Here is a 26000-nt window from a genome sequence, read left to right as displayed (position 1 = left end):
GGGCTGCGACTGTCAGACCCCTCCGGTAGGTTCCGTGGCATCGGGAACGACCAGGGGGATCGCGCAGATGACGGACACCGCCAACCTCGCCGCCGACGCCGACGCGGGACTGGACGCGGCGCTCGACCGCTACCGCGTGGAGCTCACCGGCTACTGCTACCGCATGCTCGGCTCCTCCTTCGACGCCGAGGACGCCGTGCAGGACACGTACGTCCGCGCCTGGCGCGGCCACGGGAAGTTCGAGGGGCGGTCCTCGCTGCGCTCCTGGCTGTACCGCATCGCCACCAACGTCTGCATGGACCTGCTGAGCGCCGGCAACAAGCGGGCCCGCCCCATGGACCTCAGCGCGCCGCAGCACCAGTCCTCCGCCGTGCTGAACGAGCGGCCCGAGGTGACCTGGCTGGAGCCCGTCCCCGACGCCCGGGTGCTGCCCCGGACCGCCGACCCGGCGGAGGCGGCGCTGGCCAAGGAGTCGGTGCGGCTGGCGTTCGTCGCGGCCCTGCAGCACCTGCCGCCGAAGCAGCGGGCCGTGCTGATCCTGCGCGAGGTGCTGGCCTGGAAGGCCGACGAGGTCGCGGCCCTGCTGGGGACCACGACCGCCTCGGTGAACAGCGCCCTGCAGCGGGCCCGGGCCACGCTGGCCGCCCGCCCGGCCCGTGACAGCGAGCCCGCCGACCCGCTGGACGCGGACCAGGCGAAGCTGCTGGAGCAGTACGTGTCCGCGTTCGAGGCGTACGACATCACCCGGCTGACCACGCTGCTCCACGAGGACGCGGTGCTGTCCATGCCGCCGTTCGACCTGTGGCTGCAGGGCCACGCGGACATCGCCGCGTGGCACCTGAACCAGGGCATCGGCTGCAGGGGCTCCCGCCTGCTCCCCACCACGGCCAACGGCCTGCCCGCCTTCGGCCAGTACCGGCCGCGGAAGGACGGCCGCCCGGGGCACGTCCCGTGGGCACTCCAGGTCCTGGAGATATCAGACGGGCGGATCACCGGGCTCAACGCGTTCCTGGACACCGACCGCTGGTTCCCCCTCTTCGGGCTCCCCGAGGAGCTGCCCCAGTCCGACGAGGCCGAGCAGGGCGCGTAGTTCGGGGCCCGCGCCGGTCACCGCCAGGGCGCGGCCCCGGCGGCGGGCGGCCAGCTGCAGGCGGGCCAGCGTCTCGACGGCGGCGAGGCCGGGCGGGCCGGCGAGCGCGCCGACGTCGCACTCGACGGCGCCCGCCCCCGCCGCGTACAGCTCGGCCAGCCGCCGGCACGCGGCGTCCGCGCCGCCCGCCGCCACGTCGGGCCCGGTCAGGACCAGAATCCGGTTCGTCATGCCTGTCTGACCGGGCCGGCCGGCGGAACTCATCGGTGCCGGTGCGGGGTTCAGCCGTCGACGGGGATCTCCCAGACTCCGCGGTTGCGGGTGCCGGCGCGCAGGAGGCGGGCGTCCGGGTGCAGGACGAGGTCGCCGACGAGCGCGTTCGGCAGCCGGTCGGCGAAGGGCTCCCAGGTGGCGCCGGCGTCGGCGGACCGGTAGACGCCGAGGTCCGCGGCGACCCAGAGCCGGTCGCGGTCGAGCGGGTCGACCTCCACCGCGTTGAGCGGCAGCGGCGGCAGCCCGGCGGAGCGGTCGGCCCAGGTGGCGCCGCCGTCGGCGGAGTGCCAGAGGCGGCCGCCGCCGATGGTGCTGTGCGTGACCCAGATGCGGTCGGTGTCGGCCGGGTCGACGTAGATGTCGCTGATCCAGGCGTCGGCCCGGGGCGTCGCCAGCGCGGCGAGCGGGCTCCAGGCGGCGCCCTGCCACCGGGTGCGGTACAGCCGGCCCCGGATGGTGCCGACCAGGACCTCGTCGGCGTGCGGAATGCACATGGCGCTGCCCACGCCGGTGGCGGGGAACGGCAGCCGCTTCCAGCTGCCGGCGTTGTCCCGGGAGACGTACAGGGCCCCGCCGCCGAAGGCGACGGTCCGCCCGGCGGTGGCGCTGGTCTCCAGCGGCGGGTAGAACAGCGAGCGCTCTCCGGACGGCACCGGCGGCGACGCCTCGTCCCAGGTGCCGAAGTCGCCGCGGCTGCCGGAGCGTTCCAGGTTCATCTCGTAGAAGGTGTGGAAGACGGTGCCCGGGTCGTCGCGGTTGACCGCGCAGTCCCCGCCGTCGCCGTCCTGGACGTGGGTCCAGGTCGGGGAGCCCGTCCAGCGGTTGGTGCCGTTGTCCTGGGTGCCGCCGAGCAGCCAGGTCTCGGAGGTGTGGTCCTGCGCCAGGTACTCGAACTCGGTGATGGCCAGGCCGTGGTTGAGGTCCTCCCAGTGCCCGCCCCGGTCGGGGCTGCGGAACAGGCCGCCGTCGTTGCCCACGTACACCACGGCGGGGGCGCCGGGCTCGAAGGCGATGGCGTGCTGGTCGGGGTGGATGGAGTCGCCGCCGGTCTCCCTGGTGGAGAGGGACTGCCAGCTCCACGACGTCCCCGCGCGGTCGCCGCGGTAGACGTCGATGGCGCCGAGGTAGACCTGGTCCGCCCGGTCGGGGGCGATGCCGAGGAACCAGTCGTACCAGGCCTGCGTGGTGTTCAGGCCGGGGGGCACGGGCACCCTCGCCCAGCCGGCGCCGCCGGACCTGCGCCACAGCCGGGCCACCTCGTCGGCGTCGGCCGCCCAGGCGTACGCGACGCCGGGGTCGGACGGGGCGATCGCCACGGCGAACCGGGTGTACGGGAAGGTGCCCGGGGTGGGCAGGGTGACGGGGTGCCAGACGGCCCCGCCGTCGTCCGAGCGGAACATTCCGTCCGAGCAGGCCGCCAGTGCCTCGCCGTTCGCGGACACCGCGACCGACCAGGTGGCGGAGGACCGGCGCGGGGTCCAGCTCGCGCCGCCGTCGGCCGAGCCGTACAGGCCGTCGGTGGTCCCGGCGAGGACGGTGCCCCGGCGGGTGGGGTCGAAGGCCAGGTCGTAGAAGCCCCGGCCGGTGAACGGGTCGGTGCACAGCGGCGCCCAGGTCGTGCCGCCGTCGGTGGAGCGGATGACTCCGGTGCCCAGGCGGGCCCAGAAGTTGCCCTCCCCCGTGCCCGCGAGCACGGTGCCGGAGGAGGCGGGGTCGAAGGCGAGGGCGCCGGTGGTGAGGGTGGCCGCGTCGTCCGTGCGGGGCGCCCAGGAGGCGCCGCGGTCGGCGCTCTCCCAGATCCCGCCGCCCGCGGCCCCGGCCAGCAGGTGCGCGGCGTTCGCGGGGTCGACGGCGAGCGCGGAGATCCGGCCGGAGACGTTGACCCGGCTCAGGCCGTACGTCTGCCCGTTCGGCACGGTCCAGGGGCCGAGGGACCGCCAGACCGGGCCGGGGGCGCGGGGCCGCTCGGCGAGCCGTTCGGCCGTCTCCCGGTACACGACGGCGAGGGACTCCGCGTCCGCGGTGCCCGCCCTGGTGCGCTCGGCGGCCTCCCGCGGCGACGGGGCCCCGGCCCCCGCCTCCCGGCCGACCTCCCCGGCCGGGGGCCGCGGCGCCCGGTCCCGGGCGGGCGGCCGGGCCTCGGGCGGCCCCACCGCCTCGGTGATCAGCTCCTGCTGCCGGCTCTCCGCCAGCCCGGGTACGGCCCTCTCGACCGCGCGGGTGGCCTCCTCGCCACGGCCCGTGCGTTCGAGCTCCTGGAGCAGCCGGGCCAGCGCCTTGCCGCCGGGAGAGCGGAAGCGGCGCCCGCCGGTGCCGCGGTCGTCGGAAGCGGTCGGATCCTGCATCGCTGCACCTCTCTCGGCGCGGGCGCCCTCCGGCGCGCCCGGGCGCTGGGCACACGGGCCGCCTTCCGGCCCGCTGCAGCCCGCTGCACCCGAATCGGAGCCCCCCGTCAGTCCCCGACCCTCGGTTCCGTGACCCCTGAGGCCCGCGACCCGGGCAGTCCATGACCCGGCGGTTCGTGAGCGGGGGGTGCTGTGATGGGTCGGCGATCGGCCCGTTGTGGCTGGTCGCGCAGTTCCCCGCGCCCCTTCGGGGCGCGACCTCAGCAGTCCCTGACCCGGGCCGTTCGTAGCCCTTGCGGTCCGTAGCGCACGTGGTCCCCGGCGCGGTGCTCAGCCGGGTCCGGGGTGCGGGGGCGCGGAGGGGGGTGGCGGGTCCGGCCGGGCCCGGTCCGGGTCCCGGGCGGTTCTCCCGTCCCGGACCCGGACCGTGTCCCGGCCGTTGCCCCGGTCCCGGTCCCCGCCGTCCGCGGGCGCTCCGGCGGGCCCTTCGGGCTCCGCCGCCGGCTCCCGGGCGGCGAGGAACTCCTCCAGCCGCCGTGCGGCCCGGCCGCCTCTCCTGTGCGGTGCGGGACCGTCGGCCGGCTCGTGGGACCGTCCCTCGCTCACACCGCCAGGTTACGTCCGGGGCATGGCCCCCGCATGCGGGAACGCCGGCCCCGGGGTACGGGGCCGGCGTTCCGGCAGGGTGTGCGGCGGTCCGGATCAGGCGATGCGGTCCAGGACGATCGGGTTGGCGGTGAACGCCGTGCCCGTCGGGGCGATGTCGTACGAGCCCTCCAGCGAGGCCAGGGCGTAGTCGAACTTCTCCGGGGTGTCCGTGTGCAGCGTCATCAGCGGCTGCCCGGCCACGACCTGCTCGCCCGGCTTCGCGTGCAGCTCGATGCCGGCGCCGGCCTGCACCGGGTCCTCCTTGCGGGCGCGGCCGGCGCCCAGGCGCCAGGCGCCGACGCCCACCGCGTACGCGTCCAGGCGGGTCAGCACGCCCGACTCGGGCGCGGTGACCACGTGCTGCTCGCGGGCGACCGGAAGGGTCGCGTCCGGGTCGCCGCCCTGCGCCTGGATCATGCGGCGCCACACGTCCATCGCGGAGCCGTCGGCCAGGGCCTTGGCCGGGTCGGCGTCCTTGATGCCGGCGGCGTCCAGCATCTCCTTCGCCAGGGCGATGGTCAGCTCGACCACATCGGCCGGGCCGCCGCCGGCGAGGACCTCGACGGACTCGCGGACCTCCAGCGCGTTGCCGGCGGTCAGGCCCAGCGGGGTGGACATGTCGGTGAGCAGGGCGATCGTCTTCACGCCGCTGTCGGTGCCGAGCGCCACCATGGTGGAGGCGAGCTCGCGGGCGTCCTCGATGTTCTTCATGAAGGCGCCGGAGCCGACCTTCACGTCGAGGACGAGCGAGCCGGTGCCCTCCGCGATCTTCTTGGACATGATGGAGGAGGCGATCAGCGGGATGGCCTCGACGGTGCCGGTCACGTCGCGCAGCGCGTACAGCTTCTTGTCGGCGGGAGCGAGGCCGTCGCCGGCGGCGCAGATGACCGCGCCGGTGGTGTCGAGGACGTGGAGCATCTCCTCGTTGGAGAGCAGCGCGCGCCAGCCGGGGATGGACTCCAGCTTGTCGAGGGTGCCGCCGGTGTGGCCGAGGCCGCGGCCGGACAGCTGCGGCACGGCCGCGCCGCAGGCGGCGACGAGCGGGGCCAGCGGGAGGGTGATCTTGTCGCCGACGCCGCCGGTGGAGTGCTTGTCGGCGGTCGGGCGGGAGAGGGAGTCGAAGTTCATCCGCTCGCCGGAGGCGATCATGGCGGCGGTCCAGCGGGCGATCTCGGACCGGTTCATGCCGTTGAGCAGGATGGCCATGGCCAGCGCCGACATCTGCTCGTCGGCGACGATGCCGCGGGTGTACGCGTCGATGACCCAGTCGATCTGCTCGGGGCTCAGCTCGCCGCGGTCACGCTTCGTACGGATGACGGAGATGACGTCCATGTGGTGCTTCCTTCTACGCGCATAGAGGGTGGTGCGGAGGCGGAGTTCCGCGGAAGTACGGAAGTGGGGAAGTGCGACGGCCCCTCGCCTCGCGGGGCGAAGGGCCGTCGGCACGGTTATCTCAGGTGGTCGGGCCCGAAGGCCTGCGGCAGCATCTCCGCCAGCGGAAGGATCCCGTTCGGGGTCTCCACCAGCAGTTCCGGTCCGCCGAATTCGTACAGCAGCTGACGGCAGCGTCCGCACGGGACGAGGATGTCGCCCTTGCCGTCGACGCAGGTGAAGTGCGTCAGGCGGCCGCCGCCCGTGGCCTGGAGCGAGGACACCAGGCCGCACTCGGCGCACAGGCCGAGCCCGTAGCTCGCGTTCTCGACGTTGCAGCCGGTCACGACCCGCCCGTCGTCCACGAGGGCCGCGACTCCGACCGGGAAGCCCGAGTAGGGGGCGTAGGCCCGGGACATGGCGTCCCGGGCGGCCTCGCGCAGGGCCTCCCAGTCGGGGGTGCGCGCCGTCGTCACTTGCCTTGTCCCTTGCGGTACGGCATGCCGTCCGCCTTCGGCATCCGCAGGCGCTGCGCCGACAGGGCGAGCACGAGCAGCGTCGTGACGTACGGGGCGGCCTCGACGAACTGGCTCGGGACGGCGTCGACCAGCGCGTACCAGACGAACAGGCCCGCCGCGCAGGCGGCGGCGATCGCGGCCTGGACGTGCTTGCGCTTGTACAGCTGCCAGACGACGACGGCCACGAGCAGGATCGCCAGGAGCAGCAGCATCGCGTGGACGTTCTCGGCGCCACCGCGCAGCTTGAGGCTGTAGGTGAAGCCGAAGAGGCCCGAGCCGAGGGCCATGCCGCCCGGCATCCAGTTGCCGAAGATCATGGCGGCGAGGCCGATGTAGCCGCGGCCGCCGGTCTGGCCCTCCTGGTAGATGCCGGTGGAGACGATCGCGAGGAACGCGCCGCCCAGGCCGGCCATCGCACCGGAGACGATCACGGCGATGTACTTGTACTTGTACACGTTGACGCCGAGGGACTCCGCGGCGATCGGGTTCTCACCGCAGGAGCGCAGCCGCAGACCGAAGGCGGTGCGCCACAGCACCCACCAGGTGGCCGGGATCAGCAGGATCGCGACGACGGTCAGCAGCGACAGGTTGGTGACCAGGCCGCCGAGGACGCCGGCGAGGTCCGAGACCAGGAACCAGTGCTTGGCCTGGAGCGTGGCCATCCAGTCCGCCAACCCGGGGACGGTGATCTCGGTGATCGGCTCGATGCGCGGGGACTGCTTGGAGGAGCCGCCGGGGACCTTGTCGAAGGTGAAGTTCGACAGGTACTGGGTGAAGCCGATGGCCAGGATGTTCACGGCCACACCGGAGACGATGTGGTTGACGTTGAACGTGACGGTGATGATCGCGTGCAGCAGGCCGCCGAGGGCGCCGCCGACGATGCCCATGAGGACACCGGTCCAGGGGCCCCACTGGTAGCCGGCCCAGGCGCCGAACCAGGTGCCGAGGATCATCATGCCTTCGAGGCCGATGTTGACCACGCCGGCGCGCTCGGCCCACAGGCCGCCGAGTCCGGCCATGGCGATCGGCACGGCGAGCTGGAGCGCGCCGGAGACCTGGCCGATGGAGGTCAGGTCGTTGGCGCCCGAGATCGTCCGGACCAGCGAGATCAGGACGAGGCCGCCCGCGATGATCAGCAGGATCCAGGGCAGGGTGAGCTTGCGGCGGCCGCCCTTGGGCGCGGCGCTCGTCGCGGAAGCGGTGCTGGTGCTCACGCCGCGACCTCCTTGTCGGTCTTGATGGCGTGGCCGGCGGCCAGCTCCTCGCCGACCTTCTGCTGCTGGCGGCGGATGCCGTAGCGGCGGACGAACTCGTAGCTGACGACGACCGCGATCACGATCAGGCCCTGCATGATCGTGCCGATCTCCTTGGCGTAGCCCGCGGTGTCGAGACCGGCGGACGCCTTGTCGATGAAGGCGATCAGGAGGGCGGAGAAGAAGATGCCGAGCGGGTTGTTGCGGCCCAGCAGGGCGATGGTGATGCCGGTGAAGCCGATGCCCGCCGGGAACGACAGGTTGTACGTGTGGGACTCGCCGAGCAGCAGCGGCATGCCGGTGAGGCCGGCGATGGCACCCGAGATGAGCATCGAGGTCATGATCATCTTCTTGGCGTCCACACCGGAGGCCTGGGCGGCGGACTCGCTGGCGCCGGTGGCGCGCAGGTCGAAGCCGAACCGGGTGCGGTTGAGGACGAACCAGTAGACGATGCCGAGCGCGAAGGCGACGAAGGTGAAGCCGTAGACCTCCAGGCCCGGGCCGATCTCGACGGCCGGGAACCAGCCCGACTCCGGGATGTCACCGGTGGTCAGGTCGTTGGAGCCGGGCAGCTGGACGCCCAGGTTCTTGGGCAGCAGCAGCCAGGCGATCACGGAGGTCGCGATGGCGTTCAGCATGATCGTCGAGACGACCTCGCTCACGCCGCGCCTGGCCTTGAGGATGCCCGCGATACCGGCCCAGAAGGCACCGGTGAGCATGGCCACGGCCACGATCATCAGGATCTGCAGCGGACCGGGCAGCGAAACCGCGGCGCCCACGACGGCCGAGATCATCGCGGCGAGGCGGTACTGGCCGTCGACACCGATGTTGAAGAGGTTCATCCGGAAGCCGACGGCCACGGCCAGGGCTGCCAGGTAGTAGATGCCGGCCTGGTTCAGGATCAGGACCTGGACGTCTTCGTAGCCGGCCTGCTCGATCATGATGCGCAGCGGCTCGATCGGGTCCACGCCCGAGGCGGCCAGCACGATCATGGTCAGCAGGAAGGCGCTGACCAGTGCGAGCGCCGGTCCGGCGACCGCGAGCAGCAGCCGGTCCTTGTCGAATTTCTTCATCGGGCCTCGTCCTCCGTCGTGTCACCGTCGGCAGCAGCGGAGTGGTTGTCAGTGGCTTCCAGGTGGCCGCGCGCGGCACCCGTCATGGCGGTGCCGAGCTCCTCCGGCGTGATGGTCGCCGGGTCGGCGTCCGCGACCAGGCGGCCGCGGTAGATGACGCGCAGGGTGTCGGACAGACCGATCAGCTCGTCGAGGTCGGCGGAGATCAGGAGCACGGCCAGGCCCTCGCGGCGGGCCTCGCGGATGGCGTCCCAGATCTGCGCCTGCGCACCGACGTCCACACCGCGGGTGGGGTGGGCGGCGATGAGGAACTTCGGGTTGTGGCTCATCTCGCGGCCGACGATCAGCTTCTGCTGGTTGCCGCCGGAGAGCGAGGCCGCGGTCACGTCGATGCCCGGGGTGCGGACGTCGTACTCGCGCACGATCCGCTCGGTGTCCTTGCGGGCGGCCTTCGGGTCGAGGATGCCGCGCTTGGAGTTGGGAGCCTCGGTGACGTGGCCGAGGATGCGGTTCTCCCACAGCGGGGCTTCCAGCAGCAGGCCGTGGCGGTGGCGGTCCTCGGGGATGTAGCCGATGCCGTCCTCGCGGCGCTTGCGCACCGGGTGCTTGGTGATGTCCTGCCCGTCGAGGGTGATCACGCCGGAGTCCGGGGTGAGCATGCCCATGAGGGCCTCGATCAGCTCGGTCTGGCCGTTGCCCTCGACACCGGCGAGACCGAGGACCTCGCCCTTGTGGATCGTGAAGTCGACGTCGTCCAGCAGCAGGCGGCCGGCGGGCACGTGCTCGTGGACGTTGTCCACGTCCTCGTTGCGGTCCTCGGCGGCGCTCGTCAGCGGCGCGGTGACGGCCGCCCCCGTCTCGGCCAGAGTCAGGCCCTTGACCCGGAGCATCGGGACGTCGGTGACCGTCGACTCGCGGGTCTCCGGGGTGGGCAGCTCGCTGCCGACCATGAGCTCGGCGAGCTGCTTGGTCGTGGCGGTCTTCGGGTCGGCGGTGCCGACCGTGGTACCCCGGCGGATGACGGTGATGTCGTCGGCGACCTTCAGGATCTCGCCCAGCTTGTGCGAGATGAAGATGACGGTCAGGCCCTCGGCCTTGAGCTCGCGCAGGTTGTCGAAGAGCGCGTCCACCTCCTGCGGCACGAGCACGGCGGTCGGCTCGTCGAGGATGAGGGTGCGGGCACCGCGGTAGAGGACCTTGAGGATCTCCACGCGCTGCCGGTCGGCGACACCGAGGTCCTCGACCAGGGCGTCGGGACGGACACCGAGGCCGTACGCGTCCGAGATCTCCAGGATCTTCCTGCGGGCCTTGGCCCCGATGCCGTACAGCTTCTCGCCGCCGAGAACGACGTTCTCCAGGACGGTGAGGTTGTCGGCCAGCATGAAGTGCTGGTGGACCATGCCGATGCCGCGGGCGATGGCGTCACCCGGGTTGTTGAAGGAGACCTGCTCCCCGTCGATGGCGATGGTGCCCTCGTCCGGCTTCTGCATGCCGTAGAGGATCTTCATCAGGGTCGACTTGCCGGCACCGTTCTCACCGATCAGGGCGTGGACCGTGCCCTTGCGGACGGTGATGGCGATGTCCTTGTTGGCGACGACGCCGGGGAAACGCTTGGTGATGCCGTGCAGTTCTACGGCAGGGGGGCTGGACGCGTTGATGACGCACTCTCCTTGGCGCGAAAGGAGCTGGAAAGAGCCGCTGGGCGGGGGGACAGGGCGGGGAGAGAAGGTATCGCGTCCACGATGCCTCTACGCGCGTAGCACTGTCGAAAGTGAAAACTTGCGGCCAAGTGGCCACAAGGAATCACGAATGTGGTTCGGGGCCCGGGAGCGGCAGAGACCGCTTCCCGGACCCCCGAGACCTTACTTCACGTCAGGTGACGGCCTTACGGCGCGGTCTTGACGTTGATCTTCTTGGCGATGATGTCGGCCTTGGCCTTCTCGACGGCGGCGATCACCTCGGCCATGTTCTTGTACTCCGGGTTGGACGGAGCCAGGCCCACACCGTTGGTGTCGAGGCCGTAGCGGACCTCACCCGTCTGCGGCTTGCCGTCCTGGACCGACTTGATCAGGTTGTAGACGGCACCGGACACGTCCTTGGTGACCGAGGTCAGGATCTTGTCCTTGTACTTCGCCAGACCGGCCTGGTTGTACTGGTCCGAGTCGACACCGATGGCCCACTTGCCGGCGGTGGCGGTGGCCTCGATCGCACCGGAGCCGGCGAGGCCCGCGGCGGAGTAGACCACGTCGGCGCCACCGTCGAGCTGGCCCTTGGCGGCGGCCTTGCCCAGGTCGGGCTTGGCGAAACCGGAGAAGTCCGGCGGCTGGCTCAGGTAGGTCGACAGCACCTTGGCGTTCGGGTTGGTGTCCTTGACGCCCTGGGCGAAGCCCGCCTCGAACTTCTTGATCAGCGGAACCTCGACACCGCCGATGAAGCCGACCGTGCCGGACTTGGAGGCCTTGGCGGCGGCGACGCCGGCCAGGTACGAGCCCTGCTCCTCGTTGAAGACCAGGTTCGCGATGTTCTTGTCGGTCACCGACGTGTCGTCGATGAGGCCGAAGGTCGTGTTCGGGAACTTCGCCGCGACCTTCTTGATCGCCGGCGCGTAGGCGAAGCCGACGCCGATGACCGGGTTGTTGCCCTTACGGGCCAGCTCGGTGAGGCGCTGGACCTTGTCGGCCTCACTCTCGCCCTCGGTGGGCTCCGCCTCGGCGCCCTTGATCTTCAGGTCCTTCTCGGCCTTCTCCAGACCCGCGTACGCGGCATCGTTGAAGGACTGGTCGCCACGGCCGCCGATGTCATAGGCGATGGCTGCGGACTTCTGACCCGCGGACTCCGTGGAGGAGGCGGTGTCGGACGACTTCTTTCCGCCACAGGCGGTGGCCGAGAGGGCCAGCGCCGCGGACGCGAGGCCCACGGTGGCGATCCTGGTGATCCGGCGCAAGGGGAGGCTCCTTCAAAACCTGACCGAAAGCGCCTACTGACCGGCGCTGGTTTTCGCGGCGATCGTAACGCGCGTAGATGTCAGTTAAAGGCCCGTTCATGAGTCGTTATCGGATCGTCGCGAACCGGACAGTGACCGATCAGTGACGCGCCCGGCGCCCAGCCCTTGGGACACAAGGGCTGGACAGGTGTGCCAAGCCTCGCTCAGATGAGGTAAAGATTTCTACGTGGTCGGCCTTGCACGGTGCCCGTCGATCAATGCACGGTGCCCGTCGATCAATGCGGCGGCCGTGAAGAACTCCACGCCGACACCGATCGCGGCCTCGTCCACATCGAAGTCGCCCCGGTGGAGATCCTTCTTCACACTGGCGCCCGGCGGGTGCACGCCCAGGCGGGCCATCGCCCCGGGCACGTGCTCCAGGTACCAGGAGAAGTCCTCCCCGCCCAGGCTCTGCTCGGTGTCCTCGACCGACTCCGCGCCCCGCCGGGCGGTCATCGACTCGCGCAGCAGCTCCGTGACCACCGGGTCGTTGACGACCGGGGGCACCCCGCGCACGTAGGTGATCTCCGACTTGGCCCGGTGCACCCCGGCGATCTCGTCGATCGCCGCGTGGATCTGGTCGGGCGCCTCGTGCCAGGCTTTGATGTCCAGGCAGCGGATGGTCCCGGACAGCTCCGCGTGCATCGGGATCACGTTGCAGGCGTGCCCGGACTCGATCCGGCCCCAGGTGATCGACATGCCCGAGCGGGCGTCCATGCGGCGGGCGACCACCGCGGGCAGGTCGGTGGCGACCCGGGCGGCGGCCGTCACCATGTCGGTGGTGAGGTGCGGCCGGGCGGTGTGCCCGCCCGGGCCCTCCAGGGTGATCTCCAGGCGGTCGCAGGCGGAGGTGATCGGCCCGGCCCGCAAGCCGATCTTCCCCGCGTCGACCCGGGGGTCGCAGTGCACCGCGAGGATCTTGCCCACGCCGTCGAGGACCCCGGACGCGATGGCGTCGGTCGCGCCGCCCGGCAGCACCTCCTCGGCGGGCTGGAAGAGCAGCCGCACCGGCCGGGGCAGCAGGCCCTGCCGGTCGAGCTCGGCGAGGACCAGCCCGGCGCCGAGGACGACCGCCGTGTGCACGTCGTGGCCGCAGGCGTGCGCCCGGTCGGGGAAGGTCGAGCGGTACGCGACGTGCGTCTTGGCGTCGGGGATGGGCAGGGCGTCGATGTCCGCGCGCAGCGCCAGCATCGGCCGCCCGCCGTCCCAGGTGCCCACGTCGCAGATCAGCCCGGTCCCGGACGTCAGTACGCGTGGCCGCAGGCCGGCTTTCTCCAGTCGGGCCTTGATGGCCGCCGTGGTGCGGAACTCCTGGTGTCCTAGCTCCGGGTGCATGTGCAAGTCCCGGCGGAAGGCGATCAGTTCGGCACGCAGGTGGTCCGGAAGAGTGCCGGGCAGCTCGGGCTGGGCGGGCGTGCCGGGCAGGACGGGCTGGGACTCGCGGGACATCAACTGGTTCACCCGTTGAAGGGTAGGCGCACGAATGGCCCAACTGGATGGAGATCAGGAAAAGTTCATGCCGTCAGGGGAAAAAAACCAGACCTCTGGACGCATGACCGGATGCAGCCGGGGGTAAACTCGCGCGCTCAACCGGCCGCCGGGACCGTACGGGCGTGGGTTCTGCGCACACCACGGGCGGTCGCGGTGACGCCGGCGAGGAAGCTCTGCGCCCGCGGCGACGCGGAGCCCGTCAGCCAGGCCGGGTCGACGTCGCATACGGCAACCGTCACCCCTGTCCCGGTCAACGCGTACGGCAGCGTGTGGACGACCGTGGACGGGAAGCTGACGACCGTTCGGCCGATCGGTCCGCGGCGGGCCGTCAGCTCCAGCGGCAGGTCGGGGCGGACGATCTCCAGGCCCGTCTCCTCGCTCAGCAGGCGCAGCTTCTCGGCCGACTCGCGGCGGTGCGCGAAGTAGCGGGTGGCCCCGTGGCACACCGTCAGGGCGCGTACGGCCTCCAGGTAGCCGGCCGCGTCCACCACCCCGGTCTCCACGAGCGAGGTGCCGACCAGGTCGGTGCCGCGGGTCAGCCGGGGCGGGCCGAAGCGGGCGCGCGTCCAGGCGAAGTCGTTGACCCGCAGGGTCATCGTGCCGTGCACGGTGACGGGCATCGACGTGAACACCTCGACGCGGCGGCCCGTGCCGGCCGCCGGGGTGAAGCGGCGCCGGGCGGTCGACGAGACCGGCGCGTACGCGAGCTCGCGCAGCCGGCCGGCCGCTCCGCCGCGGCCGATGCGGTGCCAGCGGACGAGGCGTTCGCCGCGGGCGGTCTGGGCGGCGAACTCCATGGTGGCGGTGCCGTCGTCGACGACGACGAGCTCCTCGGCGCGCACCAGGGTCAGCAGCAGCTGCACGTACCGGGAGAACGGGTCGCCGACGATGACCCGCGCGGCGGCGCGCACGTCGCGGGCCAGCGCGGCGAGCGCCTCGACCGGCGCGAGCCGGCTGCCGCGGGCCTCCTGCCACCGGACCTCGTACCCCTCGTCCCGGGCGAGCGCCGCCATGCGGCGGAGCTGGCCGCGGGACATCGGGTCGGTCGGCGGCAGGACGACGATCCGCAGCCCGCCCGCCGCGCCGGCGGCGCGCGAGGGGCCTGCGTCGGGGGTGTCGGGGGCGTCGGGGGCGTCGGCCGCGCCGCCGGGCCGGGACCCGGGCCGGCCCGCGGTCCGGGCGGGCTGGCTCGGGACGCCGTCCAGCAGCGGGGCGCCGCCGGGCGGGTGGGTGCCGTGCGCGTACGCCCACTCCAGCACGTTCAGGAGCTGGACGGGGCTCTCGACGAAAGCCAGGGTGGTGGCGGAGGGGGTCACCGTGCACTCCTCGTCAGGAACGGGCTCGGGAACGGGCTTGGGGCAGGAGCGGGGCTGGGGCGGGGCTTCGTACGCACGCGCAGCGGGCATCCGGGTCAGACCGCGACCGGTCCGCCCATGACGCGGCGGAGCTTGCGCATGGGGGCGAGCTCGGAGTCGTAGACCCGCTTGACGCCGTCGCCGAGCGCGGTCTCGATGGTGCGGATGTCGCGGACCAGGCGGGTCAGGCCGCCGGGCTCGACGGAGGCGGCCTGGTCGGAGCCCCACATCGCACGGTCGAGGGTGATGTGCCGCTCGACGAACGCGGCGCCGAGGGCGACGGCGGCGAGGGTGGTCTGCAGGCCCGTCTCGTGGCCGGAGTAGCCGATCGGAACGTTCGGGTACTCCTCCCGGAGGGTGTTGATCACCCTGAGGTTGAGCTCCTCCGCCTTGGCCGGGTACGTCGACGTGGCGTGGCAGAGCAGGATGTTGTCGCTGCCGAGCACCTCGACGGCGTGCCGGATCTGCCTCGGGGTGGACATGCCGGTGGACAGGACGATCGTGCGGCCGGTCGCGCGCAGGGAGCGCAGCAGCTCGTCGTCGGTGAGGCAGGCGGACGCCACCTTGTGGGCGGGGACGTCGAACTTCTCCAGGAAGGCGACCGACTCGGTGTCCCACGGGGAGGCGAACCAGTCGATGCCGCGCTCCCTGCAGTGCTCGTCGATGGCCCGGTACTCGGCCTCGCCGAACTCGACGCGGTGGCGGTAGTCGATGTACGCCATCCGGCCCCAGGGGGTGTCGCGCTCGACGGCCCACTGGTCGCGCGGGGTGCAGATCTCCGGGGTGCGCTTCTGGAACTTGACGGCGTCGCAGCCGGCCTCGGCGGCGGCGTCGACGAGGGCGAGGGCGGTGTCGAGGCCGCCGTTGTGGTTGATGCCGATCTCGCCGACGACGTAGACGGGGCGGTCGGGGCCGACGATGCGCGAGCCGAGGGTCCGCAGGCGGGGGTGCAGGGCGGTGGCGAGGGTCATGGCAGCGGGGGTCCTTCGTTCGGGGCGGGGGTGCGGGGTGCGGAGGGGAAAGAGGAGGGGGTGTCGTCGAGGAGCGGGGCGAGGAGGCGGGCGCGGGCCAGGTCGTGCGGGTCGTCGATCTCCAGGACCCGGGCCGGGTCCGTGGCGACGGGGAGGGTGCGGCCGAAGAACCGGTGCCGGGCGCGGCGGAAGCCGGCGGCGTCCATGGCGTAGGCGGCGCCGGTCTCCAGCAGGTCCCGGGGCCGGTCCTGGCGGCGGGGGCGGGCGGACCGGTCGTGGTTGACGCCCGTCGCGCCGGGGTCGTCGGGGGTGCTGCCGCTGCCGGATCCGGGGGCCGGCGGGGGCGTCTCCCGCCAGAGGAAGCCGTGGAAGGGGGCCACGGTCAGGGCGGTGTCGGCCGTGCCGCCGGCGACGGCGGCGGCGACCGACTCGACGTCCGCGGAGGTGACGAACGGGCTGGTGCACTGGACGAGGAGGACCACGTCCACGATCAGGGAGTGCAGCTCCTCGAAGGAGTCGAGGGCGTGCAGGACGGCGGCCTCGCTGGTCGCGGTGTCCCCGGAGAGGGCCGCGGGCCGGCGCAGCGGGTCGGCCCCGGCGGCCCGGGCGGCCTCGGCGATGGCCTCGGAATCGGTGGAGACCAGCACGTCGGTGACGGTGGCCGCGCCCCGGCAGGCGGCCACGGCCCGGGCCACGAGCGGTACGCCGCCCACCTCGGCGAGGTTCTTCCCGGGGACCCCCTTGGAGCCGCCGCGGGCCGGGATCACCGCGAGGACCCGCTTGCGGGGGCCGGCCCGCCCGGGGTCCCGCTCGGCGCGGGGTACGGGCGGGGTGGCGGGGGCGGGTGCTCGGGTGTTCACAGCTCTCCCAGTCGGCGGATCACCGGGGCCACGCGCTGCACCCCGTGCCGGTAGGCGCCGCGGGCGGCCTCGCGCAGCTGCCGCCGCAGCAGGCGCCGCAGCCGGGACTCGCCGGCCGTGTCGCGGAGGGTGCCGGGCAGCGGGGTCCCGTCGGGGTCGAGGTGCTGGCGGGCGAGGATCCCGGGGAGGTATCCGGGGGCGGTGGTCCGGGTGTAGTACGGGTCGACCGGCGGCAGCGAGGACCGCGCGGCCAGCTCGGCGACCCGGCCCCGGGCGGCGGCGTACGGGTCGGGGGGCGCGGCCGGACCGGCGGTGTGCGGGGCCCCGGCGCCGGGACCGTCGGGGCGAGGGCCGTCGGGGCCGGGCCCGGGGGTGTCGGACGCCGTGGGGGCGGGGGCGGCCGGTACGCCGTGGGCGGCCGGTACGCCGTGGGCCGCCAGCCAGGACGGGGCGGGTTGCGGGAGCAGTCCGGAGTCGAGCTGGTCCCATGAGGCGAGGCAGCCCGAGCCCAGGAAGTGGTGGTTGCCGAGGGCTTCGCGGATGCCGAGGTCGGTGAGGACCGCGGTGGGGATGCCCCGGTGCAGGGACTCCAGCGCGGCGGTGGAGGACACGGTGACCAGCAGGCCGGTGCCGTCGAGGACCTCGCCCATGTTCCCGTAGGCCAGTCGGCAGTTCGGCGGCAGCCCGCCGGGGATCCGCTCGGCGAGCCGCTGGTACGGCTGCTCCTCCAGGTGCGTGGTGTGCTCCCCGGGGCGGCTGCGCAGTTTGACGAGCACCTCGCGGTCCGGGTGCAGCCGGGCGTGGCCGGCGGCCCGTCCGAGCAGGTACGCGCGGTCCTTGCGGGTCTCGGGGACCGACGGCTGGACCGCGAAGACGACCCGCAGCGCGCGGCTCGGCGCCGCGCCCTGCGACCGGTGGGGGCCGCCGGGGCCGGCTTCGGCGAGGAAGGGGAGGGCGGTCTCGGTGACGGAGTCCGCGGCCGCGCCGACGCCCTCGTACACCGCGCGGAAGCGTTCGGCGTCGTGCCGGGAGTTGGCGAGGACGAGGTCGGCGCCGTGCCTGAGCAGCAGTCCGTCGGCGAGCTTCTCGTAGACGACGCCGACGTAGCCGGTGACGAGGACGGGGCGGGCGGCCGGCTCGGGCCACAGGGCGCGGACCCCGTGCAGGACGGCCTGGACGGCGCCGCCGACGAGGGCGAGGACCACCACGTCGGGGCGTTCGCGCTCCAGGGCGGCCAGGAACTCGGGGCAGGTCACCTCCGCGAGCCGGTCGGCGCGGACCCCGACCTCGCCGAGCTGGCGCGCGGTCGGGGTGGCCCGGCCGCGCAGCAGGTACCCGGTGAGTTCGCCGTGGTCGGGCACGAGGCGGCGGGCGGTGAGCGCACCCCATTTCCAGCGCGTGTCGGAATCCGCGAGGACGGCGACGGAGAGGCCGGTGCGCGGCGTGCGTGACGCACGGGACGCACGGGACGCACGGGATGCGATGGTGTCTGCGCGATTGCTGACTGGCACCCGGCAGAAGTTATTCGTGGATTTCGCAGATAGGCCCAACGACCGCACAACATCGGGTTAACAGGCCGTCGACGAAATAAGAATCCGCGCCGGTTAACGCGCCCGCCCCGCGCCGTTCACGCGGAATACGCACACGGGTCACGGTGAATGCCACGCGGCGTCTTAATGTCTCACAGGTGCCCAAGCTCTCTGTTGTCGTGCCGTTCTACAACGTGCAGACATACGCGCCGGATGCCCTGAAAAGCCTCGAACTCAATGCGCGCGAGGATTTCGAGTTCCTGCTGGTCGACGACTGCTCGACGGACGGGACGCCCGCGCTCCTGGAGCGGGCGGCGCGCGAGCTGCCGGGGGCGGTGCACCTCGTGCGCGACCGGAACGGCGGCCTGGCGACGGCCCGCAACACGGGCCTGGACGCGGCCCGCGGCGAGTACCTCGCCTTCCTGGACGGCGACGACTGGCTGGCCCCCGGCCACCTGGCCCGCACCCTGGCCGCCATGGAGGCCCTGGGCTGCGATTTCGTCCGCACCGACCACGTCACGGTCACCGGCCGGACGCGCGCGGTCCGGCACGTGCCGTACGGGCCCCAGCTGGTGCCCGCCGATCCGCGCGCCGGGATCCTGCCCGCCACCCGGTCGACCTGCGTGGACTATCCGTACGCCTGGGCCGGCATGTACCACCGGCGGCTGCTGGACCAGGGGCTGCTGCACTTCACGGACGGGCTGCGCACGGCCGAGGACCGGCCGTGGATCTGGCGGCTGCACCGCCGGGCGCGGTCCTTCGCGGCGGTCGGACAGCCCGGGATCTTCTACCGGCGCGGCATTTCTACCTCGTTGACGCAGATCAAGGACGAACGGCAGCTCGATTTCATCCGGGCATTCGATCAGGTATTGGACGACACGGCGGCCGATCCCGATGTCGAACTCCTGCTCCCGAAAGCCGTCCGAACATATTGTGCAATTATCGCGCACCATGCCGGGTCCATCGAAAGGTTCGAACCACCCGTGGCCGAAAAACTCCGACGCATGAGCGCGGGCGCCCTCCAGCGCATGCCCCCCGAGCTGCTGGACCAGGCCCTGGACGCGATGGACCCGGCGCGCAGCACCCTGCTGCGGCGCCTGCGCCGGCTGCGCAGCGGCAGGGGGGCCGCCTGATGCCCGCCCCCGGACGCCTGCCCGCCCCCGGGCACCTGCCCGGGCTCGTGCCCGCCCCCCTCCCCGGCACCGGCGCCGTCCCCTGCACGCAGGTCTTCCTCGCCTCCACCCTCTACGGCACGGCCACCCTCGCCGCCGGCATCGACGCGGGCTGCTTCCCGCCCGCCCACCGCCGCATCCTGCTCACCAGCAACCACGCCGTCGCCGCCGAGGTGTCCCCCGGCCTGGCCGGCCTGCCCGGCTTCGCCGAACTGCGCACCCGCTTCGACGAGGTCCTCGACTGGAACGCGGTCATCGCCCCGCTGCACCCCAGCTCCTGGACCCCGCGCCCCGAGGACGTCCCCCTGTGGGAGCGGCAGCTGCGCGCCCTGTGGGGGCTCGGCGACGACCGCGTCGAGCTGATCGTGGAGTCCCTGCAGGTGCCGCCCGCCCGCGCCCTGTGCCAGCTCTTCCCCGGCGCCGCCGTCGACGTGTACGCCGACGGGCTGATGAGCTACGGCCCCACCCGCTTCCGCCTCGACGCGCAGCTCGGCACCCGCGTGCGCCGGGTGCTCCACCCCGACCTGGTGCCCGGCCTGGAGCCGCTGCTGCTCACCGAGTTCGGGGTGCCCTCGGAGCTGCTGCCGGCCGGGGCCCTGCTGAAGGTCCTCGACGGGCTCCCCGCCGAGGCGCCCGAGCTGGCCGGGGTCGGGGAGGGGCCGGCGCTGCTGCTGGGCCAGTACCTCTCCGCGCTCGACCTGCTCTCCCCGCGGGAGGAGGAGGACCTGCACGTGGGCATGGTCCGCGGGGCGCACGCCCTCGGCCACCGCGAGCTGGTGTTCAAGCCCCACCCCAGCGCCCCCGCCGAGTACTCCCTGCGGGCCGCCGCCGAGGCCGAGCGGCTCGGCGCCCGGCTCACCGTCGCCTCCGCCCCGGTCCTCGCCGAGTGCCTGTACCGGCGGCTCCGCCCGGCCCTGGTCGTCGGCTGCTTCTCCACCGGGCTGCTCACGGCCGCCACGCTGTACGGACTGCCCGTCGCGCGCACCGGCACCGAGGCCGTGCTGGCCCGGCTGACCCCGTACCAGAACAGCAACCGGATCCCGCTGACGGTGGTGGACGCGCTGCTGCCCGACCTCGCGGACGCGACCGCCGTCGCCGGCTGGGCCGCCCCCGGACCCGACCTGGTCCGCGGCCGGCTGGCCGGGCTGGTCACCGCCGTCGGCTACGCCATGCAGCCGCAGATCCTGGCCGAGCGCCGCGCCGACGCCGAGCGCCACCTGGCCGCGCACCCGGACCGGCGCACCCGCGGCTACATCCCGCGCCGCCGCCTGACCACCCTCGGGCTGCCCGGCGGCGTCCCGGCCGGCCTGGCTTTCCTGCCGCAGAACCCGGCGGTGCGCCGCGTGGTCCGCCGGCTGCGCCGCCTGCGCGCGGCGCGCTCCTGACCGGCTGCCACCCGGCGGCCGCCCGGGACCGGCGGCCGCCCGGCCCCGCCGGTCATCCGGGCCCGCCGGTCATCCGGTGGCGAGCTTCGCGGCGAAGCCGAGGAAGAGCACGCCGGCGGCCGAGGTGGCCCCGGCCGAGAGCCGCCTGCGCCGGCGGAAGGCCGCGGCCAGCCGGGTGCCGCCGAATATCAGCAGCGTGAGGTAGAGGAAGCTGCCGAGCTGGAGCAGGGTGCCCAGCACGAGGAAGGAGAGCGCCGGGTAGGCGTACGCCGGGTCGACGAACTGCACGAAGAAGGAGATCAGGAACAGGATCGCCTTCGGGTTGAACACGCTGATCAGCACCGCCCGGCGGTACGGCCGCTCGCTCCCGCCCGCATCCGCCGCCCCCTCGGGGGCGGCCTCCGGATCCTCCTGGGGCGCGGTCCGCGACCGCCACAGCGACCGAGCGCCGCGCAGCATCCCGACGGCGAGCCAGGTCAGGTAGCCGGCGCCGAGCAGCTTGACGATGCCGAAGAGCACCGGGCTGGCCTGGAGCAGGGCCCCGGCCCCGGTGGCGGCGAGCGCCATGAGCACGGCGTCGCCCGTGAACACCCCGGCCGCGGCCTTGTACCCCGTACGCACTCCGCGCCGTGCGGCGACGGACAGCACGTAGAGGGAGTTCGGCCCCGGCAGGAGGATGATCAGGACGAGTCCGACGAGGTAGGTCGGCAGATCGGTGACACCCAGCATGTGCAGGAGTGTCGCACGCAGTTGCTCCTGTCGCACCGGCGTTCCAGCATGCGGTCACCAGCGGGATTCGGACGGCTCGTAGGCCCCCCAGACCTCGCGGAGGGTGGTGCAGACCTCGCCCACCGTGGCCCGGGCGCGCAGGGCCTCCTTCATCGGGTAGAGGACGTTCGCCGTGCCCTCCGCCGCCTCGCGCAGGGCGGCCAGTGCCGCCTCGACCGCCGCGCCGTCCCGCCCGGCGCGCAGCCTGCCGAGCGCCTCGCGCTGGCGGACCTCGATGGCCGGGTCGACGCGCAGCGGCTCGTACGGCTCCTCCTCCGCCAGCGCGAAGCGGTTCACGCCGACCACCACCCGCTCGCCGCTGTCGGTCTCCTGTGCGATGCGGTACGCGTTGCGCTCGATCTCCGCCTTCTGGAAGCCGGCCTCGATCGCGGCCACCGCCCCGCCGAGGTCCTCGACGCGGCGCATCAGGCCGAGCGCCGCCGCCTCCACCTCGTCGGTCATCCGCTCCACCGCGTAGCTGCCGGCGAACGGGTCGACGGTGTGCGGGACGTCCGTCTCGTGGGCCAGCACCTGCTGGGTGCGCAGGGCCAGCCGGGCCGCCTTCTCCGTCGGCAGGGCGATGGCCTCGTCGAAGGAGTTCGTGTGCAGCGACTGCGTGCCGCCGAGCACGGCCGCCAGGGCCTGCACCGCCACCCGTACCAGGTTCAGCTCGGGCTGCTGCGCCGTCAGCTGGACGCCGGCGGTCTGGGTGTGGAAGCGCAGCATCAGCGACTTGGGGTCCTTTGCCCCGAATTCCTCCCTCATGACGCGGGCCCAGATCCGCCGGGCCGCACGGAACTTCGCGACCTCCTCCAGCAGGGTGGTGCGGGCGACGAAGAAGAACGACAGCCGGGGGGCGAACTCGTCGACGGCCATCCCGGCGTCCAACGCGGTGCGCACGTACGCGATCCCGTCGGCCAGCGTGAAGGCGATCTCCTGCGCGGGCGAGGCCCCGGCCTCGGCCATGTGGTAGCCGGAGATGGAAATGGTGTTCCAGCGGGGGATCTCGGCCCGGCAGTAGCGGAAGGTGTCGGCGGTCAGCCGCAGCGAGGGCCCGGGCGGGAAGATGTACGTCCCGCGGGCGATGTACTCCTTCAGCACGTCGTTCTGCACGGTCCCGGTCAGCTGCCCGCCCGCGATCCCCTGCTCCTCGGCGACCAGCTGATACAGCAGCAGCAACAGGGCGGCCGGGGCGTTGATGGTCATCGACGTGGACACCCGGTCGAGTGGGATCCCGTCGAACAGCACGCGCATGTCGTCGATCGAGTCGACGGCGACGCCGACCTTGCCGACCTCGCCGTGCGCGAGGGGCGCGTCCGAGTCGTGGCCCATCTGGGTCGGCAGGTCGAACGCGACGGACAGGCCGGTGCCGCCCCCGGCGATGAGCTGGCGGTAGCGGGCGTTGGATTCGGCCGCCGTCCCGAAGCCCGCATACTGGCGCATCGTCCACGGCTTGCCGGTGTACATCGTGGGATAGATCCCCCGCGTATAGGGATACGCCCCCGGTTGACCCAGTTTGGCGTGCGGGTCCCACTCCGTCAGGACGTCCGGCCCGTAGACCGGTTCGATGGGGATGCCGCTCTCGGTGTTCGACATGTGACCAAGCCCTCCGTAGAGCAAAGGGACCCGGGGCTGGTACAACCTTCCCCGCGACGGCCGACGGCCGTCTCCCTGACGGCTGCTGGTCACAATGGCGCAACATCCCTGCACCCTGTGCAACTCTCCACGCCCGCCAGGCATCACCTAGTCACACGACAGAGAAATCGGGGGGACAGCACATGCACCGCCAGAGAGCCATAGTCCGCACACTCGGGGCGGCTGCCGCCGTCGCGCTCGCCGCGACCGCGTGCGGGCCCAAGGCGACGCCGGCCGGCGCCGCCTCCCCGGTCGCCTCGGCCTCCCCGGCCGGCGCCTCCCCCGAGGTCTCGCCCTCGTCCGACGACAAGCCGGCCTCGCCCTCCGCGTCGCCGTCGCAGTCCGCCTCCCCGTCTGCCTCCGCCTCCGCCTCGGCCTCGGCGTCCCCGGCGGTCAAGCCGATCATGGCGAACGGCGACGACAGCGACCAGGTGCGCGAGCTCCAGGCCCGCCTGAAGCAGCTCAAGTTCCTGTCGGCGAAGCCGACCGGCTTCTACGGGACGAAGACCACCGCCGCGGTCAAGGCGTTCCAGTCGAGGCACGGCCTGCCCGCCACCGGCTCGGTCGATGCCGCCACCTGGAAGAAGCTGCAGGAGGCCAGCAAGAAGCCTTCGAAGGACGAGCTGCGCCCGCCGGAGGTCAACGAGGCCGACGCGCCGGACCCGCGCTGCATGCAGGGCCGCGTCATGTGCATCAGCAAGGAGAGCCGCACCCTGGCCTGGATGATCGACGGCAAGGTCGTCTCCACCATGGACGTGCGCTTCGGCTCGGAGAACACCCCGACCCGCGAGGGCGAGTTCAGCGTCGGCTGGAAGGCCAAGGACTGGACGTCGACGATCTACCACACCCCGATGCCGTACGCGATGTTCTTCAGCGGCGGCCAGGCGGTGCACTACTCGGCGGACTTCGCGGCGCGCGGCTACAACGGCGCCTCGCACGGCTGTGTGAACGTCCGCGAGAAGGGCAAGATCGCTGCGCTGTTCGACCAGGTGAAGGTCGGCGACAAGGTCGTCGTCTACTGGTGAGCCGCCGGGCTGCCTGACGGCCCGAGTCCGGACCCGGGGGGGCCGGACTCGGGCCGTTCTTCTTTGCCCGGGTGCTGCCGCCCTCTGCTCGAACGGCCCGATGGGTCTCGAACGGCCCGATGGGTGGAGGGCCGGAGGGCCGAACGGCCGGGGAAGGGAAAGGGGGGCGCGGGCAGGGCCGGGGGAACGAACCCCGCCCGCGCCGGGTGCGCAGAGCCCAGGGGTACGGGGGGAACCCCGGCTCATGCGCCGCCGATGACCAGTCGGCTCGTTATGTACTGCGCCGCAGGTTCGAAAAGTGTTACAGGGTGTTCGTGACACCCGCCGCGAACAGCGCGAAGGCCCCGCGCGGAGCATCGTCACGGGGCCTTCGGAAGAACGGGGGCGGCGGTCAGCGCGGCGCGCGCCCGCCCGGGGAGGCGGTTCCGACCGCCGGGGTCGGCTGCGTCATCGGCGCCGCCCGGCCGGCGGGCGGGGCCTTCAGGACCTCGCTGCTGCGGGGCGCGGTGCCGGACTTGGGGCCGCGCTGCCCGTCGAGCAGCGCCTCGCAGTAGTGCGGGATCCGCGACAGCCCCTTGGCCAGCCGGGAGAGCCTGTCGCGGCGGTCGGCGTTCATGCTGCCCGAGCGGTACGCCTCGCACAGGTCCACCGCCCGGCGGGTCGCCTTGTCCTGGTTGTGCAGCTCGTTCGCGCCGCCGAGGGTCTCCTTGCCGGCGCTGCCGGTGCCTCCGGTGCCGCCGGTGCCACCCGCGGAGGCCGCGCCGGACGAGCTGTCCGCGCTCCCGCCGAAGCGGGAGTCCGGTCCGGGCCCGCTGCCGTCGGCGGGGCCCGTCGCGGCCGCGGAGCCGTCCGGGGCGGCGGGCCCGCCGGTGCCGCCGCCGGCGCTGCGGAGCGGATCGGGGCGCAGCTGCGGTGCGGAGGTCGGGCCGACGCCGCCGGACGGCGGGGGCGGGGTCTCCAGGGCGCTGAGCGTCGCGGCGGGCGCGGGTTCGGCGGAGGTGTGGGTGGCGCGGTCCAGCAGGCCGGCGCCCGCGGCCGCGGCGAGCCCGCCGACGGCGACGCTGGCCAGCGCCGCGGCCAGGGCGAACCGCACGGGGCGGCCCCGCCGGAACGCGGCGTCGGCTTCGGCCGGGGCGGGCGCGGGCAGGGGGACGACGGGGCCGAGGTCCATCACGGGCCCGGCCGCGGCGGCGGCGGATCCCGGGGTGTCGGCGGTGCCGGCGGTGTGGGCGCCGCCCGCGCGCGCGGCGCGGAACGCGGCCAGCGCGGCGGCCTCCCCGGGCAGTTCCGTCCCGGCGGGGGCCTGCGGCGGCACCAGCATGTCGAGGGCGGCCCGCAGTCGGTCTTCCGCATCCCGGGCGCGGCGATCGGCGTCCGGGGCGGCCGGCATGCCGTTCAGCACCCGCTCTGCCGCCGCCCGGTCCAACCACCTGTTGCGCTCGTCGGCCATCACATGTCCTTCTGCGTCCGCCAACGTGAATGCGTCACACCGGTTTGTTCCACGAGGCCACCGCCCCGGCCGCGCTGCGCGGGAACGGCGTCGAGATCGCGCTGCCCCCCGCCCTCCCGGATCTGGCCACCGGCATTATGGCCGACACCCGGCGCCCGGTCCGACGCAGGTTCCGCTTCCGGTCCGTGGACGCCCTCGGCGCCCAGCAGTTCCGCCAGTTTCTTCAGGCCCCGGTGGGCCGCGGTGCGCACCGCTCCGGGCCGCTTGCCCAGGGTCTCGGCCGCGCTCTTGGCGTCGAGTCCGACGACGACGCGCAGGACCACCGCCTCGGCCTGGTCCTGCGGGAGCCGGGCGATCAGGGCCATGGTCCGGCCGGTGGAGAGGGCCTCCATCGCCTCGCCCGCGGTGTCGCTGTCGGCGGCCCGGGTCGTCAGCTCGGTCTCGTCCCCGCCGATGGCGGGGCGGCGGCCGCGCATGCGGATGTGGTCCAGGGCCCGGTTGCGGGCCACCCGGGCGGCCCAGCCGCGGAAGCGGTCGGCGTCGCCGGTGAAGGAGTCGAGGTCGCGGGCGATCTGCAGCCAGGCCTCGGAGGTCACGTCCTCCGCGTCGGCGTCGCCGACGAGCGTGCGTACGTACCCGAGCAGGCGCGGGTGCACGGAGCGGTACACAGCACGGAACGCGTTCTCGTCGCCGTCCTGTGCCGCGAGCACCGCGGCGGTCAGCTCCGCGTCGTCCCCCAGCAAAGTCCCCAACCCGTTCACTGTCCTGTACGTGTGGCGCAAATCAGCACGTTACGGCTTTCAAG

21 protein-coding genes and 1 pseudogene are annotated in these 26000 nt (G+C 73.3%); 4 read left to right on the top strand and 18 right to left on the bottom strand.

The window, feature by feature from the left end:
• Window positions 1–67 precede the first annotated feature (67 nt).
• Window positions 68–1090: a sigma-70 family RNA polymerase sigma factor gene (locus ACIQUT_RS11940; protein ID WP_403562013.1), complete on the top strand. Its 1023-nt coding sequence runs from the start codon at window positions 68–70 to the stop codon at window positions 1088–1090.
• Here the strand turns inward: ACIQUT_RS11940 and ACIQUT_RS11935 are convergent.
• From ACIQUT_RS11935 to ACIQUT_RS11870, 14 genes and pseudogenes are all read right to left on the bottom strand, one after another.
• Window positions 977–1321: a hypothetical protein gene (locus ACIQUT_RS11935; RefSeq protein ID WP_403562011.1), complete on the bottom strand. Its 345-nt coding sequence runs from the start codon at window positions 1319–1321 to the stop codon at window positions 977–979. The genes ACIQUT_RS11940 and ACIQUT_RS11935 overlap by 114 nt on opposite strands.
• Window positions 1322–1371: 50 nt before the next feature.
• Window positions 1372–3708 (bottom strand): hypothetical protein, encoded by a 2337-nt coding sequence (locus tag ACIQUT_RS11930; RefSeq protein ID WP_403562009.1) that lies wholly within the window; start codon window positions 3706–3708, stop codon window positions 1372–1374.
• A 330-nt stretch (window positions 3709–4038) separates the two neighbouring features.
• Window positions 4039–4314 (bottom strand): hypothetical protein, encoded by a 276-nt coding sequence (locus ACIQUT_RS11925; protein ID WP_403562007.1) that lies wholly within the window; start codon window positions 4312–4314, stop codon window positions 4039–4041.
• A gap of 96 nt (window positions 4315–4410) precedes the next feature.
• Window positions 4411–5688, bottom strand: a complete 1278-nt coding sequence (locus tag ACIQUT_RS11920; protein WP_403562005.1) for a thymidine phosphorylase — start codon at window positions 5686–5688, stop codon at window positions 4411–4413.
• A gap of 116 nt (window positions 5689–5804) precedes the next feature.
• Window positions 5805–6203 (bottom strand): cytidine deaminase, encoded by a 399-nt coding sequence (locus tag ACIQUT_RS11915; protein WP_403562003.1) that lies wholly within the window; start codon window positions 6201–6203, stop codon window positions 5805–5807.
• The gene (locus tag ACIQUT_RS11910) at window positions 6200–7459 is read right to left on the bottom strand and encodes an ABC transporter permease (RefSeq protein WP_403562001.1); all 1260 of its coding nucleotides are present in this window, start codon (window positions 7457–7459) and stop codon (window positions 6200–6202) included. The genes ACIQUT_RS11915 and ACIQUT_RS11910 overlap by 4 nt, the downstream gene beginning before the upstream one ends.
• Window positions 7456–8571 carry an ABC transporter permease gene (locus tag ACIQUT_RS11905; protein ID WP_403562000.1) on the bottom strand — a complete coding sequence of 372 codons (1116 nt, stop codon included), beginning with the start codon at window positions 8569–8571 and terminating at the stop codon, window positions 7456–7458. Before ACIQUT_RS11905 ends, ACIQUT_RS11910 begins: the two co-directional genes overlap by 4 nt.
• A complete protein-coding gene (locus tag ACIQUT_RS11900) occupies window positions 8568–10229 on the bottom strand; it encodes an ABC transporter ATP-binding protein (RefSeq protein ID WP_403562499.1) in 1662 nt (553 codons plus the stop codon). Before ACIQUT_RS11900 ends, ACIQUT_RS11905 begins: the two co-directional genes overlap by 4 nt.
• A gap of 227 nt (window positions 10230–10456) precedes the next feature.
• Window positions 10457–11515, bottom strand: a complete 1059-nt coding sequence (locus ACIQUT_RS11895; protein ID WP_403561998.1) for a BMP family protein — start codon at window positions 11513–11515, stop codon at window positions 10457–10459.
• A gap of 222 nt (window positions 11516–11737) precedes the next feature.
• Window positions 11738–13003 carry an amidohydrolase gene (locus ACIQUT_RS11890; RefSeq protein WP_403562498.1) on the bottom strand — a complete coding sequence of 422 codons (1266 nt, stop codon included), beginning with the start codon at window positions 13001–13003 and terminating at the stop codon, window positions 11738–11740.
• Between the two features lie 137 nt (window positions 13004–13140).
• Window positions 13141–14361, bottom strand: coding sequence for a hypothetical protein (locus tag ACIQUT_RS11885; protein WP_403561996.1), 1221 nt, complete (start codon window positions 14359–14361; stop codon window positions 13141–13143).
• 95 nt (window positions 14362–14456) lie between these two features.
• Complete coding sequence (locus tag ACIQUT_RS11880; RefSeq protein ID WP_403561994.1) at window positions 14457–15371, bottom strand: N-acetylneuraminate synthase family protein; 915 nt, start codon at window positions 15369–15371, stop codon at window positions 14457–14459.
• A gap of 38 nt (window positions 15372–15409) precedes the next feature.
• Window positions 15410–16138 (bottom strand): annotated as a pseudogene (locus ACIQUT_RS11875) (cytidylyltransferase domain-containing protein); the annotation flags it as partial.
• 89 nt (window positions 16139–16227) lie between these two features.
• Window positions 16228–17715, bottom strand: a complete 1488-nt coding sequence (locus tag ACIQUT_RS11870; protein ID WP_403562496.1) for a DUF6716 putative glycosyltransferase — start codon at window positions 17713–17715, stop codon at window positions 16228–16230.
• A gap of 203 nt (window positions 17716–17918) precedes the next feature.
• Here ACIQUT_RS11870 and ACIQUT_RS11865 point away from each other — a divergent pair, with 203 nt between their 5' ends.
• Together ACIQUT_RS11865 and ACIQUT_RS11860 are read left to right on the top strand one after the other, a co-directional pair.
• Window positions 17919–18893, top strand: coding sequence for a glycosyltransferase family 2 protein (locus ACIQUT_RS11865; protein ID WP_403561992.1), 975 nt, complete (start codon window positions 17919–17921; stop codon window positions 18891–18893).
• Complete coding sequence (locus ACIQUT_RS11860) at window positions 18893–20317, top strand: polysialyltransferase family glycosyltransferase (RefSeq protein WP_403561990.1); 1425 nt, start codon at window positions 18893–18895, stop codon at window positions 20315–20317. Before ACIQUT_RS11865 ends, ACIQUT_RS11860 begins: the two co-directional genes overlap by 1 nt.
• Window positions 20318–20386: 69 nt before the next feature.
• Here ACIQUT_RS11860 and leuE read toward each other — a convergent pair whose 3' ends face one another.
• Both leuE and ACIQUT_RS11850 read right to left on the bottom strand, forming a co-directional pair.
• Window positions 20387–21046 carry a leucine efflux protein LeuE gene (leuE, locus tag ACIQUT_RS11855; RefSeq protein WP_403561988.1) on the bottom strand — a complete coding sequence of 220 codons (660 nt, stop codon included), beginning with the start codon at window positions 21044–21046 and terminating at the stop codon, window positions 20387–20389.
• Between the two features lie 54 nt (window positions 21047–21100).
• The gene (locus ACIQUT_RS11850; protein WP_403561986.1) at window positions 21101–22681 is read right to left on the bottom strand and encodes a methylmalonyl-CoA mutase; all 1581 of its coding nucleotides are present in this window, start codon (window positions 22679–22681) and stop codon (window positions 21101–21103) included.
• Between the two features lie 182 nt (window positions 22682–22863).
• On the opposite strand from ACIQUT_RS11850, the gene ACIQUT_RS11845 reads away from it, so the two are divergent.
• Window positions 22864–23745 (top strand): peptidoglycan-binding protein, encoded by an 882-nt coding sequence (locus tag ACIQUT_RS11845; protein WP_403561983.1) that lies wholly within the window; start codon window positions 22864–22866, stop codon window positions 23743–23745.
• A gap of 391 nt (window positions 23746–24136) precedes the next feature.
• Here the strand turns inward: ACIQUT_RS11845 and ACIQUT_RS11840 are convergent, their stop codons facing one another.
• On the bottom strand, window positions 24137–25195 hold the full coding sequence (locus ACIQUT_RS11840; RefSeq protein WP_403561981.1) for a hypothetical protein: 1059 nt from the start codon (window positions 25193–25195) through the stop codon (window positions 24137–24139).
• Window positions 25195–25938: an RNA polymerase sigma factor gene (locus ACIQUT_RS11835; RefSeq protein WP_403562494.1), complete on the bottom strand. Its 744-nt coding sequence runs from the start codon at window positions 25936–25938 to the stop codon at window positions 25195–25197. The genes ACIQUT_RS11840 and ACIQUT_RS11835 overlap by 1 nt, the downstream gene beginning before the upstream one ends.
• Between the last annotated feature and the right edge of the window lie 62 nt (window positions 25939–26000).

The organism is Streptomyces sp. NPDC090445, from assembly GCF_044769385.1.
Lineage (GTDB): Bacteria > Actinomycetota > Actinomycetes > Streptomycetales > Streptomycetaceae > Streptomyces.
Note: the sequence above shows the minus strand (reverse complement) of the source record. Positions and strands in the feature narration are given on the sequence as shown.

What these genes read in the sequence shown, in the direction of transcription:
- ACIQUT_RS11940 (WP_403562013.1), top strand. Translation starts at nt 68, where the DNA reads ATGACGGACACCGCCAACCTCGCCGCCGACGCCGACGCGGGACTGGAC.
- ACIQUT_RS11935 (WP_403562011.1), bottom strand. Translation starts at nt 1,321, where the DNA reads ATGACGAACCGGATTCTGGTCCTGACCGGGCCCGACGTGGCGGCGGGC.
- ACIQUT_RS11930 (WP_403562009.1), bottom strand. Translation starts at nt 3,708, where the DNA reads ATGCAGGATCCGACCGCTTCCGACGACCGCGGCACCGGCGGGCGCCGC.
- ACIQUT_RS11920 (WP_403562005.1), bottom strand. Translation starts at nt 5,688, where the DNA reads ATGGACGTCATCTCCGTCATCCGTACGAAGCGTGACCGCGGCGAGCTG.
- ACIQUT_RS11905 (WP_403562000.1), bottom strand. Translation starts at nt 8,571, where the DNA reads ATGAAGAAATTCGACAAGGACCGGCTGCTGCTCGCGGTCGCCGGACCG.
- ACIQUT_RS11890 (WP_403562498.1), bottom strand. Translation starts at nt 13,003, where the DNA reads ATGTCCCGCGAGTCCCAGCCCGTCCTGCCCGGCACGCCCGCCCAGCCC.
- ACIQUT_RS11880 (WP_403561994.1), bottom strand. Translation starts at nt 15,371, where the DNA reads ATGACCCTCGCCACCGCCCTGCACCCCCGCCTGCGGACCCTCGGCTCG.
- ACIQUT_RS11860 (WP_403561990.1), top strand. Translation starts at nt 18,893, where the DNA reads ATGCCCGCCCCCGGACGCCTGCCCGCCCCCGGGCACCTGCCCGGGCTC.
- leuE (WP_403561988.1), bottom strand. Translation starts at nt 21,046, where the DNA reads ATGCTGGGTGTCACCGATCTGCCGACCTACCTCGTCGGACTCGTCCTG.
- ACIQUT_RS11850 (WP_403561986.1), bottom strand. Translation starts at nt 22,681, where the DNA reads ATGTCGAACACCGAGAGCGGCATCCCCATCGAACCGGTCTACGGGCCG.
- ACIQUT_RS11845 (WP_403561983.1), top strand. Translation starts at nt 22,864, where the DNA reads ATGCACCGCCAGAGAGCCATAGTCCGCACACTCGGGGCGGCTGCCGCC.
- ACIQUT_RS11840 (WP_403561981.1), bottom strand. Translation starts at nt 25,195, where the DNA reads ATGGCCGACGAGCGCAACAGGTGGTTGGACCGGGCGGCGGCAGAGCGG.